Genomic DNA, 14,507 nt, shown 5'->3' with positions numbered 1-14,507 from the left:
CATGGTGGTTAACGTCCCCTCCGTCCACTGAGCTACCACTTAATAGGGGCGCCTCCCGTCTTGGGACCGCCTGCCCTGGAAATGCCGGTATCCGATCCATGACGTTCGATATCGATCAGTTGATCCGCGACATCGACCAAATCCCGGACTCCAGCCGGTACGGCCGCGTCACCGCCGTATCCGGCCTGATGGTCGAGGTCGGCGGGATCGAGAAGGAACTGTCGGTCGGCGGCCGCTGCATCGTCGAGACGCGCGACCGCCGTCAGGTCCCGTGCGAGGTGGTGGGCTTCCGCCAGGGCAGGGCGCTCGCCATGCCGTTCGGTGCGCTGGATGGGGTGGGGCTGGGCTGCCGGGCGCTGGTTGCGGGCGATCAGGCGCGGATCTATCCGACGGATGCCTGGCTCGGCCGCGTCGTCAACGCGCTTGGCGAGCCGGTGGACGGCAAGGGGCCGCTGCCCAAGGGGCCGCAGGGCACGCCGATCCGCAACACGCCGCCCAACGCCCATTCGCGGGCCCGCGTAGGCGAGAAGCTGGATCTGGGCATCCGCGCCATCAACGCCTTCCTCACCTGCTGCCGTGGCCAGCGCATGGGCATCTTCGCCGGATCGGGCGTCGGCAAATCGTCGGTCATGTCGATGCTGGCGCGCTTCTCCGCCGCGGAGGTCGCGGTGATCGGCCTGATCGGCGAGCGCGGCCGCGAATTGCAGGAATTCATCACCGAGGATCTGGGCGAGGAGGGGCTGGCCCGCAGCGTCGTCGTCTGCGCCACCTCGGACGAAGCGCCGCTGATGCGCAAGCAGGCCGCCTACATGACGCTGGCGGTGGCCGAGCATTTCCGCGACCAGGGCCGCGATGTGCTGTGCATGATGGACAGCGTCACCCGCTTCGCCATGGCCCAGCGCGAGATCGGCCTGTCGGCCGGCGAACCGCCGACGACCAAGGGCTATCCGCCGACCGTCTTCGCCGAACTGCCGCGCCTGCTCGAGCGCGCCGGTCCGGGGGTTGTCGGATCGGGCACCATCACCGGCCTGTTCACCGTGCTGGTGGACGGCGACGACCACAACGAGCCGATCGCCGACGCCGTGCGCGGCATCTTGGACGGCCACATCGTGATGGAGCGCCAGATTGGCGAGCGCGGGCGCTATCCCGCCATCAACATCCTGCGCAGCGTGTCGCGCACCATGCCCGGCTGCAACACGGCGAACGAGAACGAGCTGGTCGGCCATGCCCGGCGCCTGCTGTCGTCCTACGACAACATGGCGGAGATGATCCGGCTGGGCGCCTACCGCCGCGGCACCGACCCGCAGGTGGACGAGGCGATCCACTTCCAGCCGGCATTGGAAGCCTTTTTGAAGCAGAGCAAGCGCGAGGCCACCGATCTGGAGACCAGCTACGCCATGCTCGCTGAAATCTTTGGGGTGCAGTGGCCGCAATGAGCCTGAAGACGATCATCCGCCTGCAAAAGCTGCAACTGGACGAGAAGCGTCGCGTCCTGGCGGACCTCCACACGCTGGCCGACCGGCTGCGCAACGAGATCGAGAAGGTGAAGCAGGAGATCGTGCACGAGCAGGAAACTGTGCGCGACGACTTTTCGGTGTCCTTCACCTATTCCAACTTCGCCCAGGCGGCGATGGAGCGCGGCCGCAAGCTGGGCGAATCGCTGGGACAGGTGGAGATGCAGATCAACATCGCCACCGACGAGATGGCCGAAGCCTTCCAGGAATTGAAGCGCTACGAACTGGCCGAGGAAGAGCGGCTGAAGCGCGAACGCGACAAGCAGAAGCGCAAGGAGGCCGCGATGCTCGACGAAACCGCGCTGGTGGGGTTCCGGCGCCGGCAGGCGGAGGAGGAGGAGGCGACCGGGGGGTAAGGCTTGCGGGCAGGGCAATCGGACGCGCTGCCCGGTTCAAGGCTGCCCGGTCAAGCCCTTCAGACGGTCACCGAAACCAGTCCACCCGGCGACCCGCCGCCGTATCCGCCCGTCGCGGCCGGTGTGACGCCGCCGGTCGTCGGTTCTGCTGTGGCTGACCCTGCCGCCGTTCCGCTGCTGCCGGGGGCACTGGCGAAGGACACGCCGATCGACGGACTGGCCGCCGTGCCGGCCGTCGTGCCGGTTGATCCGAATCCGCTCGCCGCTGCGCCATAGCCGCTGCCGGACGATGTCCCCGCGCCGCCGGCCGATCCGTCCGAGCCGCTCTTCGCCGCGGCGGCTTTCCGCTCGTCCTCCTGGGACAGGCGGTTGGCGGTGCGGCGGTATTCCTCCACCACGCGCTGGGACGGGATCTGGTCCTGGGTTTCGCCGGTGTCGAAGTCACGGAAATACAGCACGGCCACCCGCGCGCCCTGGTCGTAGCGCATGAACGGGCTGATGAAGCCGGCTCCGGAGGATTTCTCCGCTTCGCCAGAGGTTCCGCTACCGGAGCCCTGGACTGGAGTCGACGGGGAAGCGGCGCCGGCTTCGGTCGGCTGGAAAGCAGTCGGGCGGAGTGCCGTCGTGCTGGAAACGCCACGGATCTCCATCGCTGCCTCCTGCGCTTCTTGCCCGCTTTCCAGGCGTTGCCCCTGGGACAACCCCTTGGCGGGCGCCGCCCCTCGATGCTCTCCTTGACCGACCCTGCCGCACCGGACCTGTCGTGTGATCCGGTATGGATCAGACCGTGATGTTCAGGTTCTGGCCGCGGGTGGCGGTGGTGTTGCCGCCGCTGGATCCGCTCTGGGCCGTCTGCGCCTCCTGCTGGCGGCGGGTGCGCTCGGTCTGGTCTTCCTGTGCGGATTCGACGGGCGAGGTCGACCGCTGCGCCGCGGCCGGGCCGCTGCTGAGCGGGGTGACGTATGGCTGCTGCTGATAGCCGCCGATGCCGCCAATGCTGCTGACGCCCATGATCGTTCCTCCGGTCGCTGACGCGACGCTTCTCAACCCAACTAGGCAAATTTTGCCTGATCGAAAGGGTTAGCGCCAGCGAAATCGCTTCGGTGGAGAAGCTTTTCCGGGAATGTCAACGATCAAAGTGACTTGCGGGCAAAGGGTCACAACTGTTTTTCGGCGGTTGCTTCCGCTCCGGCAACCTGCGCTGCGGGCTCCGGCGGCAACTCGGCGTTCCGCCACAGCGCCGCTTCGACCGCCAGCGTCCAGAAGCTTTCGGCCGCCTTGCTCTGGCGCGCGCGCGGGCGGACCAGCCGGATCTGCACCGGCACAGTCCAGCGTTCGTCGCCGGCCGGCACGCCGGCGCGCACCAGGGAGCCGCGTGCCAGATCCTCGGCGATCAGGCTTTCCGGCAGCCAGGCCACGCCGCGCCCGTCGCGCGCCAGCGTGCGCAGGACCGCAGCGAGGTGGGAGGTGAAGACGGTGTCGAGCGCATTGGGCAGCGGATGTGCCGCCCGCACCGCCTCCAGAATGCGGCCCATGCCGGATTCGCGGCTGTAGGACAAATGCGGCAGCGCGGTGTCCTGGCCGTCCGCCAGCAGATGGCGTGGGCGGCCGCCGGGATCGGGGGCGGTCACCGCCAGCAGCCGGTCGCCGCCGACGACGACGGAGCGGAAGGACTCCGCATCCAGCCGGCCGGCCGCCGCCGGATGGGCGTGGCAGAGCAGGAACTGCGCCTGGCCTGCCAGCATCAGCCGCTCGCAGGCCTCCATGCTGTCGGACGACAGGGTGATGGCGCCCAGCCTTGCCCGCGCCTCCAGCGCCCGCAGCCAGGAGGGGAAGAAGGTCAGCGACAGCGCATGGGTGGCGGCGAAGCGCAGGGTCGCCGCTTCCGACTGGGCGGCGAGCCGGGCCTCTTCCCGGCCTTGCAGCAGGCGGCGCACGGTTTCGTCGGCGAAGGGGCGGAAGCGGCGGCCAGCCTCCGTCAGGGTCACCGGCTGGGCGCTGCGGTCGAACAGCGGGGTGCCGGCCCAATCCTCCAACGCGCGGATGCGGCGGCTGAAGGCCGGCTGGGTCAGGCGGCGCATGTCGGCGGCGCGGGAGAAGTTGCCGCAATCCACCAGCGCCAGGAAATCGTCGAGCCAGGAGAGTTCCATCGCCCAATCTTCGTCACGTCTGCCGGGCCGGCCCGGTGCCCTTATGCCGAACCCGCATGATGCGTTCCGACCTTGGCATTGGCCCGGCGGCCCGCAACATCCCTACAGTGCCGGCACGAAACGCGCCACCACGCTGCAAGGGGAACCGCCATGCGCATCGTCGAAATCCGCGAGCAGACCGCCGGCATCAAGTCCGACATCGCCAACGCCTTCATCGATTTCAGCCAGATGACGTGCAGCGTCGTCGCGGTGGTCACCGACGTGGTGCGCGACGGCAAGCCGGTGATCGGCTACGGCTTCAACTCGAACGGCCGTTATGCCGCGGGCGGGCTGCTGCGCGAGCGCTTCATCCCCCGGCTGATGTCGGCCGCACCCGACAGCCTGCTGGACGACACCGGCGAGAACCTCGACCCGTTCCGCATCTGGGCACGGCTGATGACCAACGAAAAGCCAGGCGGCCATGGCGAGCGCTCCGTCGCCGTCGGCACCATCGACATGGCGGTGTGGGATGCCGTGGCGAAGATCGCCGGCGTGCCGCTCTACCGCCTGCTGGCCGACCGTTACCGCGGTGGGGTGGCCGACGACAGCGTCTGGGTCTACGCGGCGGGCGGCTATTACTATCCAGGCAAGGATGTGACGGCGCTTCAGGACGAGATGCGCAGCTACCGCGACCGCGGCTACAAGGTCGTGAAGATGAAGATCGGCGGCGCCCCGCTGGAGGAGGATCTCCGCCGCATCGACGCGGTGCTGGAGGTGGTCGGGTCGGGCGAGAACCTGTGCGTCGATGCCAATGGCCGCTTCGACCTCGCCACCGCGATCAAATACGCCGAGGCGCTGAAGCCCTACGGCCTGTTCTGGTACGAGGAGGCCGGAGATCCGCTGGACTATGCGCTGCAGGCCGAACTCGCCAACCATTACGACCGGCCGATGGCGACGGGCGAGAACCTGTTCTCCCACCAGGATGCCCGCAACCTGATCCGCCATGGCGGCATGCGGCCCGACCGCGACTGGCTGCAGTTCGACTGTGCCTTGAGCTATGGACTCGTCGAGTATCTGCGCACGCTGGACATGCTGAAAGACAATGGCTGGTCCAGCCGTCGGGTGGTGCCGCATGGCGGGCACCAGATGTCGCTGAACATCGCCGCCGGCCTGCATCTGGGCGGCAACGAATCCTATCCGGACGTCTTCAAGCCCTTCTGCGGTTTCGCCGACGGTATCGCAGTCGAGGATGGCCGCGTGCGCTTGCCCGATCTGCCCGGCGTCGGTTTCGAGGCGAAGTCGGAACTGTTCGCGACGATGAGCGGGCTGCTGGAAACCAGATAACTGCACTCAGGTTCAAGGTCCGGACCTGTTCCATTGGGAGACGGCATCGCCAATGGTCGATTCGGCCATTGACCGAGCGCTTTACTGTGTCAATCTGTTGGAGGTCGCAACGTTTCAGAAAGGAGGTGATCCAATGTCTCATGGAGCCAGTCCGGTCGTCGCCGCTTTGTTCGGTCTCGCCACTCTCCTGACGGCGGGGATCGCCAACGCGGACTGTTCGCCCAACCACAGCGCGAGCGCGTCGCCGCCGCCGGCCTCCAGCACCGTCGGGTCGGCAGGAACATCGGCGCCCAGCAGCACGCGCGGCGGGTGACGGCCGAACGCTGACGACCAGGAAAATCCATGCACAGGAATGGGCCGCCCCTCGCCGGGCGGCCCGTTTTCATTCCGGCAGGGAGTGAAGTCGGGTTGTGGAGAGTGTTGTCCAAAAATGTCGCAAGAGTGAATTTTTATTGCTTTTCCATATGGTGGTAGGCCGTATATTGAAATTTTTAACAATCCGCTGCCACCATTGCGCGTGAAACCTCGATATGGGTTCGAGGCGTGTTGGAGGGCAAGATGGATCACTCGACCGGTCATCACCATGGCTGCTGCCAGGGCGAACACAGCTCGCGCCGCGGGTTCCTGAAGCTGGCGACGCTGGGCGCCGGCGTGACGCTGATGGCGCCGATGATGATGAGCCGCCCGGCGCAGGCCGGGGGGGTCGACACGCTGCTGCTGACCTGCATGGACTACCGGCTGATGGCGCGGGTGGCCGAGTACATGGAAGGGCGCAGTCTCAAGGAGAAATACGACCATATCGTCCTGGCCGGTGCCAGCCTGGGCGCGCTGAACGACAAGAAGCCGGCCTGGGGCGAAGCCTTCTGGGATGAGGTGGAGATCGCCCGCGACCTGCATCATGTGAAGCGGCTGATCGTCATGGATCACCGCGATTGCGGTGCGTACAAGGCGTTCCTCAACCTCGATCTGGCCGGTGACCCGCGCCGGGAAAGCGACGTGCACGGCCAGTATCTGACGAAGCTCCGGACGATTGCCAAACAGCGCCATCCCGATCTGGAGGTCGAACTGCTGATCATGGATCTCGACGGCAAGGTCGAGACGATGGCGGCATAGCGGCAGGATGACCGGCATTCCTCCCCCGGTTCCGAGGAAGGAGTGCCGGCAGGCGGCCGTCACATGTCCAGACCCAGGTCCAGGTTCGGGGCGCTGTGGGTCAGCCAGCCGCAGCTGATCATGTCGACGCCGGTCTCGGCGATGGCGCGCACGGTGGCGAGCGTGACGTTGCCCGATGCCTCGGTCAGCAAACGGCCATCCACCATCCGCACCGCGCGGCGCAGCGTGTCCGGGTCCATGTTGTCGAGCAGCACGACATCGACCGGCAGGCCCAGCAGCTCGTCCAGCTGATCGAGCGTGTCGACCTCGACCTCCACCTTGACCATGTGGCCGATGGCGGCGCGGACGCGCTCCACCGCCGGGCGCACGCCGCCGGCGACGGCGATGTGGTTGTCCTTGATCAGCACGGCGTCATCCAGCCCAAAACGGTGGTTGAAGCCGCCGCCCAGCTTGACCGCATGCTTCTCCAGAACGCGCAGGCCCGGGGTGGTCTTGCGGGTGCAGACGATGCGCGTTTGCGTGCCCTCCACCTCGCGCACCAGGGCGCGGGTGGCGGTGGCGATGCCGGACAGCCGGCCCATCAGGTTCAACGCCGTGCGCTCCGCCGTCAGCAGGGCGCGGGCCTTGCCGGTCAGGGTGGCGATGGTGCCGCCGGAGAGCACGTCGTCGCCGTCCGCGCGCTCCACCGTCACCGACATGCCGGGGTCGAGCAGGCGGAAGGCGATCAGCGCCGCCTCCAGCCCGGCGACGCGGCCGTCCTTGCGGGCGGCGATGCGGGCGGTCGCCACCGCGTCGGCCGGGATGATGCTGTCGGTGGTGATGTCGCCGGCCCGGCCCAGATCCTCCGCCAGGGCGGCGCGGACGATGGGCTCGACGGTCAGAGGATGCAGCATGCGGCGTCTCCGGGCAGGGGGCCGGCGGCGCCGGCCAGGTCGCTGAGGGTTAGGGTGCGGGAGAGGGAAGCGGGGTTCGGCAGGGGATGGTCGCTGCGGCAATGGGCACCGCGGCTTTCCTCCCGCGCCAGGGCGGCATGGACGACCAGACGGCCGACCAGCAGCCGGTTGCGGGCCTCGCCCCAGTGCCGGACGATGTCCGGCGGAGCCTGGACGGTGTCGTGGGTGTCGCCGTCTTCGCAGCGGAGCATGTCGAGCGCCGCCGCCAGCCGATCGAGCTTGCGCCGGGCGGCCAGCAGCCCCAGCCCGTTGCGCACCAGCCCGGCCCCGTCATAGAGCGCCGTCCGCGCCTCCGCCCCGATGGCATCGAGCAGGGCATGGCCGACATCGGCGGCGACCGCCGGCGGACGGGGCAGGGCGAAAGGCGGCAGCGGCGCCAGCGGGCGGTCCGCCACGTCGCGGGCGACGCGGGTGCCGAACACCAGCGCCTCCAGCAGGGAATTGCTCGCCAGCCGGTTGGCGCCGTGGACGCCGGTGCAGGCGACCTCGCCGCAGGCCCACAGCCCCTCCAGGCTGGTCCGCCCGTCGGCGTCGGTGACCACCCCGCCCATATGGTAGTGGGCGGCGGGCGCCACCGGCATCGGCTCCGCGAAGGGGTCGAGCCCATGCTCGGCGCAGAGGGCCAGCACGGTGGGGAAGCCGCCGGGCTTGGCGGCCAGCGCCGGGCGCAGGTCGAGGAACACCGGCTCCCCCGCCGCGACGCGCCGGCCGATGGCGCGGGCGACCACGTCGCGTGGCGCCAGTTCCGCCAACGGATGCTCGTCCAGCATGAAGCGGTGGCCCTGGCGGTCGAGCAGCAGGGCGCCCGCCCCGCGCAACGCCTCGGTCAGCAGCGGCACCGGGTCGGCATCGACGGCCAGCGCCGTCGGGTGGAACTGGACGAACTCCAGGTCGGCGAGAGTGGCACCGGCCCGCGCGGCGATGGCCAGCCCGTCGCCGGTGGCCTCAGCCGGGTTGGTGGTGCGGGCGAAGGCGGCGCCGATGCCGCCGGTCGCCAGGATCACGCGCGGTGCCCGGTGCAGCACCCAGCCCTGTCCATGACAGGCCAGCAGACCGCAGACCCGGCCGTTGCGCAGCACGAGATCGACGGCGAAGGCGTCGGTCTCCACCCGCACCGACGGGGTGGCGCGCAGGCGGTCGGCCAGGGTGGTGACCAGGGTGCGGCCGGTGGCGTCGCCGCCGGCATGGACGATGCGCGCTGCACCATGCGCGGCTTCGCGGCCAAGCAGCGGCGAGCCGTCGGGCGCACGGTCGAAGGGCAGGCCGTCCTCCAGCAGGCGGCGGACCTCGGCGGCGCCTTCGCGGGTCAGCAGGGCCGCCATCGCCGCATCGACCAGACCGGCCCCGGCGGCGACGGTGTCGGCGGCATGGTCCTCCGGCCGGTCGCCGGGACCGACGGCGGCGGCGATGCCGCCCTGGGCGTAGAGGCTGGAGCCGCCGGGCAGGCCGGCGGTCTTGGTGATCAAGGTGACCGCGCGCGGCGCCAGTTGCAGCGCCGCGGTCATCCCGGCAAGGCCGGAGCCGACGACGATCACATCGGCATCGCGGACATCGTAAGGCGTGCTGGAGGTCATGGGGGGACTCCTACACAACGCGAGCAGATCCCTTCTCCCCCCTGGGGAGAAGGTTAGGATGAGGGGGTTCGGCGAAGCCGAAGAGATCCTCGAAGCGGTTCCCCCTCACCCCGACCCTCTCCCCGCTTTCGGCGGACCAAAGGTCCGCCTGTCGCGTCAGCGCAAACTTCGTTTGCGCGAGAGCGGGGGAGAGGGGGTTACTTCGGCTTCACCGCCAGCATGCGCTCAACCGAGCGGCGGGCGCGGGTGGCCAGCGCGTCCGGGATCTCGACACGCGGCTCCAGGGTCCGCAACGAGTCGAGGATGCTCGACAGCGTCACCGTCTTCATGTGCGGGCACAGGTTGCAGGGCCGCACGAACTCCGTCTCGGGCGAGGCGGCGGCGACGTTGTCGCTCATCGAGCATTCGGTGACCATCAGCACCCGCGGCGGCTTCTCGGTGCCGACGAAGTCGATCATGCGGGCGGTGGAGCCGACGAAATCGGCGGCCTCCAGCACATCGGGCGGGCATTCGGGATGGGCGATCACCGTCAGCCGGTCGAAGCGGCGGCGGAACTCGCCGATCTCCGCGCCGGTGAAGCGCTCGTGCACCTCGCAATGGCCCTTCCAGGCGATGATCTCCACCTTGGTCTGGGTCGCGACATATTTCGCCAGATATTCGTCGGGCAGGAAGATCACCCGGTCGACGCCCAGCGATTCCACCACCTCCACCGCGTTGCCCGAGGTGCAGCAGATGTCGACCTCCGCCTTCACCTCGGCCGAGGTGTTGACGTAGGCGACCACCGGCACGCCGGGATGGGCCTCGCGCAGCAGGCGGACGTCGGCGGCGGTGATGCTGTCGGCCAGCGAGCAGCCGGCGTTGCGGCTGGGGATCAGCACCGTCTTGGCCGGATTGAGCAGCTTCGCCGTCTCCGCCATGAAATGCACGCCGGCCAGCACGATCACGTCGGCATCGGTCTCGGTCGCCTTGGCGGCCAGCGCCAGGCTGTCGCCGACGATGTCGGCCACGCCGTGGAAGATCTCCGGCGTCTGGTAGTTGTGCGCCAGGATGACGGCGTTGCGCTCGCGCTTCAGCTCGTTGATGGCGTGGACCAGCGGCGCGTGGAAGGGCCATTCGATGGCCGGCACGACACGTTTCATGCGCTCAAAGATCGGCGCGGTCGCCGCGGCGACGGCAGGGGTGTAGGCGAGTTCGGCGACCTCGGGCATCGGACGGCTCCGCTCTATGCTCGTTCTGAGCAAAACCATATGTGCTCGATACGAGCATATCAAGAAGAAAAGGCGGAGCGGAAACAATCCGGCGCAAGCGGCGTTGTGCGGTGGCGGGGAAGGCCGGCAGCGTGGCCTGTCCCCCCGGTCAGCGCTGTCTGGAGTTTTGCCGATGAAAGCCTTCCTTGCTGCGCTCTGCGCCATCGTTGTCCTGGCGGGCGGCGCCTGGGCGGTGCTTCCGAGCCTGTTCGCCCGCAGCGCCGACGAGACCTTCGCGTCGAGCGGAGCGCGGGTGGGAGAGGAGGCGTCGGTTGCGCACCGCAACTTCTCCGGCCGTCCGCAGATCGACCCCCAGCAGGCCGGCAACATGCGGAAGTGATCCGGCCAACGGGGAAAACGGATGACCCCGGCAGGGTAGCCCCGACCGGGTAAGGCAACTTTTGCCCGCGCCGGCCGTTAACCAGGCTCGGGCCGACCATGGCCCCACACAGGGTTTCCGGAGCGGTTTGCGGGAGTGTGATGACGGTTCATGATCCGGAAAGCGGCGCGGAAGACTTGCGTGCCGACGTCTACCGGCTGCTGGCGCTGACGCTGGCCGCCCCGCCGGGCGCCGACCTGCTGGCGCTGCTGGGCGGCCTCACCGGCGACGCGACGCCGCTCGGCCGGGCCTTCGACGATCTGGCCGCCCGTGCCCGCGCCACCGAACCACAGGCGGCGGAGCGGGAGTTCAACGCGCTGTTCATCGGCGTCGTCCAGGGCGAGCTGGTCCCCTATGCCTCCTACTACCGCACCGGCTTCCTGACCGACCGGCCGCTGTCGGCCCTGCGCGCCGACCTCCAGGCCCTGGGGCTGGAGCGGGCACCCGACGTGTCGGAGCCGGAGGACCACATCGCCGCGCTCTGCGACGTGATGGCCGTGCTGATCCGCGAGGGGGCCGACCCGGCGGTGCAGCGCCACATGCTGGACAGCCACCTGACGCCCTGGGCCGGGCGCTTCTTCCAGGATCTGGAGGCGGCGGAAGCGGCCGGCCTCTACCGCCCGGTCGGCACCATCGGCCGCCTGTTCCTGGAAATCGAGCAGGAGGCCCTGAGCAGACAGATCGACGAATTGGAAGGGGCCGACGCATGAAGACGCCGCAAGATCCGTCGTGCAATTCCCCCGCACGCAATCCGCTGCAACGCCGCGACATCCTGAAGACGCTGGGCCTGGGGGCCGCCGGCGCCGCGGCGGCGGCTGTGCTGCCGGTCGGCGACGAGGCGCAGGCAATGGAATCGCCGCAGGAGCAGGTGAAGGCCCGCTACCGCGAAACCGAACACGTCAAGCGCTTCTACGCGCTGAACCGCCTCTAAGGGCGATCCGGAGGGTGTCCATGCTGGTCAAACGCAGCTCGGCGAAAGCGGCAGGCGCAAAGCGGTCCGGTCTGGTCGCGGCCTTGGCCGACAGTCTGGAATCGGGCGTCAGCCGCCGTGGCTTCCTGCGCCGGTCCGGCCTTGCCGCGGGCGGCATCGCCGCCGTCAGCGCGCTGCCGGGTGCCATGATCCGCAAGGCGGAGGCGGGCCCCATCCTGCCGAATGTCGAGGTGGTGACGCGCAAGAATGTCTGCACCCACTGCTCGGTCGGCTGCACGGTGATCGCCGAGGTGCAGAACGGCGTCTGGGTCGGTCAGGAGCCGGGCTGGGAAAGCCCGATCAACCAGGGCACCCACTGTGCCAAGGGCGCTTCGGTGCGCGAGCTGACCAAGGGCACCCGCCGCGTCAAGTACCCGCTCAAGCTGGTCGACGGCGTGTGGCAGCGCATCGGCTGGGACCAGGCGATCGAGGAGATCGGCAACCAGCTGATGGACATCCGCAAGGCATCCGGGCCGGACGCGGTGTTCTGGCTCGGCTCGGCGAAGTTCTCCAACGAGGGCGCCTATCTCTACCGCAAGCTGGCGGCCTTCTGGGGGACCAACAACGTCGATCATCAGGCGCGCATCTGCCACTCCACCACGGTCGCCGGCGTGGCGAACACGTGGGGCTACGGCGCCATGACCAACAGCTACAACGACATCCAGAACTCCAAGGCACTGGTGATCGTCGGCGGCAACCCGGCCGAGGCGCACCCGGTGTCGATGCAGCACATGCTGCGCGGCAAGGAGCACAACCGCGCCCCCTTCATCGTCATCGACCCGCGCTTCACCCGCACCGCCGCCCATGCCACCGAGTATGTCCGCATCCGCCCCGGCACCGACATCCCGGTCGCCTGGGGCCTGCTGTGGCACATCTTCGAAAACGGCTGGGAGGACAAGGAGTACATCCGCCAGCGCGTTTACGGCATGGACGAGATCCGCGCCGAGGTGAAGAAATGGACTCCGGAAGAGGTGGAGCGGGTGACCGGCGCCCCCGGGTCGCAGCTTCGCCGGGTGGCGGAGGCGCTGGCGAAGAACAAGCCCAGCACGGTGATCTGGTGCATGGGCGTCACCCAGCACACGGTCGGCACCGCCAACGTCCGCGCCCTGTCGATTTTGCAGCTGGCGCTGGGCAACATCGGCGTGGCCGGCGGCGGCGCCAACATCTACCGCGGCCACTGCAACGTGCAGGGCGCCACCGACTTCGGCCTCGATGTCAGCACGCTGCCCGCCTATTACGGGCTGGCGGAAGGGGCGTGGAAGCATTTCGCCCGCGCCTGGGACGTCGAGTACGACTATCTGAAGGGCCGCTTCGCCACCAAGGACCTGATGGAGGCCAAGGGCATCCCGACCACCCGCTGGTTCGATGCCGTGCTGGCGAAGCCCGGCGAGATCGACCAGCCGAGCCCGCTCCGCGCCATGATGTGCTTCGGCCATGGCGGCAACACCGTCACCCGCATGCCGGAGATGGTGAAGGGGCTGGAGAAGCTCAGCCTTCTGGTCATCGCCGACCCGCACCCGACCACCTTCGCCGCCATCAAAGAGCGGCGCAACGGCACCTACATCCTGCCGGCCTGCACCCAGTTCGAAACCGACGGGTCGCGCACCTGCTCCAACCGCTCGATGCAGTGGGGCGAGAAGGTGGTGGAGCCGATCTTCGAGTCGAAGGACGACTACGCCATCATCTATCTGCTGGCGCGCAAGCTCGGCTTCGCCGACGAGATGTTCAAGCACATCACGGTGGAGAAGGACCGGCCGGTGCCGGAGGACATCCTGCGCGAGATGAACCGAAGCTGCCTGTCCATCGGCGCCACCGGCCAGTCGCCGGAACGGCTGAAGATGCACATGAAGCATCAGGCCGATTTCGACAAGATCACCATGCGGGCCGCCTCCGGCCCCTGCGCCGGCGATTACTACGGCCTGCCCTGGCCGAGCTGGGGCCATCCGGAGATCAGGCATCCGGGATCGGCCGTGCTCTACGACACCTCCAAGCATGTGATGGACGGCGGCGGCGTCTTCCGCGCCCGCTTCGGGGTGGAGCGCAACGGCGTCTCGCTGCTGGCCGACGGCTCCTATTCCAAGGGGTCGGAGATCGAGGACGGCTATCCCGAATTCACCATGGCCGTGCTGAAGAAGCTGGGCTGGGACAAGGACTTGACGCCGGACGAGATGCGCGTCATCCAGGCCATCGGCGGCGGCGGCGGCGGCGGCGGCGGCGGGGCCGAGGTGGACAATGTCAGCTGGCAGACCGATCTGTCGATGGGCATCATCCGCGTTGCGCTGAAGCATGGCTGCGTGCCGCACGGCAACGCCAAGGCGCGCGCCGTCGCCTGGAACCTGCCCGACCCGGTGCCGGTCCACCGCGAGCCGATCTATTCCCCGCGCCCCGATCTGGTGAAGGCTTTCCCGGCCATCGAGGACCGGCGCGACTTCCGTCTGGTCCAGCTTGCCCGCTCGCTCCAGTTCAAGGTGGCGGACAGCGACCTGCGCCAGCGCTTCCCCATGGTGCTGACCTCCGGCCGGCTGGTCGAATATGAGGGCGGCGGCGAGGAGACCCGGTCCAACCCGTGGCTGGCCGAGTTGCAGCAGTCGATGTTCGCGGAGATCAACACCAAGGACGCCGAGCGGCTGGGCATCAGGGACGGCGCCTGGGTCTGGGTCTATGGGCCGGAGGACGGCAGCAAGGCCAAGGTCAAGGCGCTGGTGACCGACCGCGTCGGCGGCGGCACGGTGTTCATGCCCTTCCACTTCTCCGGCTACTGGCAGGGCGACAGTCTGCGCGGCAACTACCCGCCCGACACCGACCCCATCGTGCTGGGCGAGCCGGTGAACGGGGTGACGACCTACGGCTACGACCCCGTCACCTTCATGCAGGAAACCAAGGTCACCCTTTGCCGGGTCGAGCCGGCGTGACGTACGGGAGCTGAAC

General features: G+C 68.7%; 15 protein-coding genes. 8 read left to right on the top strand and 7 right to left on the bottom strand.

Going from position 1 to position 14,507, the window contains the following annotated elements; all coding sequences use genetic code 11:
• Positions 1–98: 98 nt before the first annotated feature.
• Both fliI and ACWPN8_RS33840 read left to right on the top strand, forming a co-directional pair.
• Entirely contained in the window at positions 99–1,436 is a 1,338-nt protein-coding gene (gene fliI, locus ACWPN8_RS33845) for a flagellar protein export ATPase FliI (protein WP_109096468.1), read from the top strand.
• Positions 1,433–1,870 (top strand): flagellar export protein FliJ, encoded by a 438-nt coding sequence (locus ACWPN8_RS33840; protein ID WP_492243950.1) that lies wholly within the window; start codon positions 1,433–1,435, stop codon positions 1,868–1,870. Before fliI ends, ACWPN8_RS33840 begins: the two co-directional genes overlap by 4 nt.
• A 59-nt stretch (positions 1,871–1,929) precedes the next feature.
• Here ACWPN8_RS33840 and ACWPN8_RS33835 read toward each other — a convergent pair whose 3' ends face one another.
• From ACWPN8_RS33835 to ACWPN8_RS33825, 3 genes are all read right to left on the bottom strand, one after another.
• Positions 1,930–2,520, bottom strand: coding sequence for a hypothetical protein (locus ACWPN8_RS33835; protein ID WP_492243949.1), 591 nt, complete (start codon positions 2,518–2,520; stop codon positions 1,930–1,932).
• A gap of 130 nt (positions 2,521–2,650) precedes the next feature.
• Positions 2,651–2,881, bottom strand: coding sequence for a hypothetical protein (locus tag ACWPN8_RS33830; RefSeq protein ID WP_109096470.1), 231 nt, complete (start codon positions 2,879–2,881; stop codon positions 2,651–2,653).
• 146 nt (positions 2,882–3,027) lie between these two features.
• A complete protein-coding gene (locus ACWPN8_RS33825) occupies positions 3,028–4,020 on the bottom strand; it encodes a LysR substrate-binding domain-containing protein (protein ID WP_492243948.1) in 993 nt (330 codons plus the stop codon).
• A 150-nt stretch (positions 4,021–4,170) separates the two neighbouring features.
• Between ACWPN8_RS33825 and ACWPN8_RS33820 the strand changes: the two genes are divergently transcribed.
• Positions 4,171–5,343: a mandelate racemase/muconate lactonizing enzyme family protein gene (locus ACWPN8_RS33820; protein WP_109096472.1), complete on the top strand. Its 1,173-nt coding sequence runs from the start codon at positions 4,171–4,173 to the stop codon at positions 5,341–5,343.
• A 138-nt stretch (positions 5,344–5,481) separates the two neighbouring features.
• On the opposite strand, the gene ACWPN8_RS33815 is transcribed toward ACWPN8_RS33820, so the two are convergent.
• Positions 5,482–5,928, bottom strand: coding sequence for a hypothetical protein (locus tag ACWPN8_RS33815; protein ID WP_492243947.1), 447 nt, complete (start codon positions 5,926–5,928; stop codon positions 5,482–5,484).
• Here ACWPN8_RS33815 and ACWPN8_RS33810 point away from each other — a divergent pair.
• Positions 5,902–6,456, top strand: coding sequence for a carbonic anhydrase (locus tag ACWPN8_RS33810; RefSeq protein ID WP_109452444.1), 555 nt, complete (start codon positions 5,902–5,904; stop codon positions 6,454–6,456). The two genes, ACWPN8_RS33815 and ACWPN8_RS33810, sit on opposite strands and share 27 nt — an antisense overlap.
• Positions 6,457–6,515: 59 nt before the next feature.
• On the opposite strand, the gene nadC is transcribed toward ACWPN8_RS33810, so the two are convergent.
• The 3 genes from nadC to nadA all read right to left on the bottom strand — a co-directional run bounded on the left by nadC (position 6,516) and on the right by nadA (position 10,191).
• Entirely contained in the window at positions 6,516–7,349 is an 834-nt protein-coding gene (nadC, locus tag ACWPN8_RS33805; protein WP_492243946.1) for a carboxylating nicotinate-nucleotide diphosphorylase, read from the bottom strand.
• A complete protein-coding gene (locus ACWPN8_RS33800; protein ID WP_492243945.1) occupies positions 7,334–8,983 on the bottom strand; it encodes an L-aspartate oxidase in 1,650 nt (549 codons plus the stop codon). The genes nadC and ACWPN8_RS33800 overlap by 16 nt, the downstream gene beginning before the upstream one ends.
• A 197-nt stretch (positions 8,984–9,180) precedes the next feature.
• Positions 9,181–10,191 carry a quinolinate synthase NadA gene (gene nadA, locus ACWPN8_RS33795; RefSeq protein ID WP_492243944.1) on the bottom strand — a complete coding sequence of 337 codons (1,011 nt, stop codon included), beginning with the start codon at positions 10,189–10,191 and terminating at the stop codon, positions 9,181–9,183.
• 172 nt (positions 10,192–10,363) lie between these two features.
• Here nadA and ACWPN8_RS33790 point away from each other — a divergent pair, with 172 nt between their 5' ends.
• The 4 genes from ACWPN8_RS33790 (at position 10,364) to ACWPN8_RS33775 (ending at position 14,491) form a co-directional block, all read left to right on the top strand.
• Entirely contained in the window at positions 10,364–10,570 is a 207-nt protein-coding gene (locus ACWPN8_RS33790) for a hypothetical protein (RefSeq protein WP_492243943.1), read from the top strand.
• A gap of 140 nt (positions 10,571–10,710) precedes the next feature.
• Positions 10,711–11,319: a TorD/DmsD family molecular chaperone gene (locus tag ACWPN8_RS33785; protein ID WP_492243942.1), complete on the top strand. Its 609-nt coding sequence runs from the start codon at positions 10,711–10,713 to the stop codon at positions 11,317–11,319.
• Positions 11,316–11,540 carry a twin-arginine translocation signal domain-containing protein gene (locus tag ACWPN8_RS33780; protein ID WP_492243941.1) on the top strand — a complete coding sequence of 75 codons (225 nt, stop codon included), beginning with the start codon at positions 11,316–11,318 and terminating at the stop codon, positions 11,538–11,540. Before ACWPN8_RS33785 ends, ACWPN8_RS33780 begins: the two co-directional genes overlap by 4 nt.
• 20 nt (positions 11,541–11,560) lie before the next feature.
• Positions 11,561–14,491: a formate dehydrogenase subunit alpha gene (locus tag ACWPN8_RS33775; RefSeq protein WP_492243940.1), complete on the top strand. Its 2,931-nt coding sequence runs from the start codon at positions 11,561–11,563 to the stop codon at positions 14,489–14,491.
• Positions 14,492–14,507: the final 16 nt, after the last annotated feature.

This window comes from Azospirillum sp. UENF 112521, from assembly GCF_058780665.1.
The sequence above is the reverse complement of the archived record's forward strand: the minus strand, read 5'-3'. Positions and strand labels throughout refer to the sequence as shown.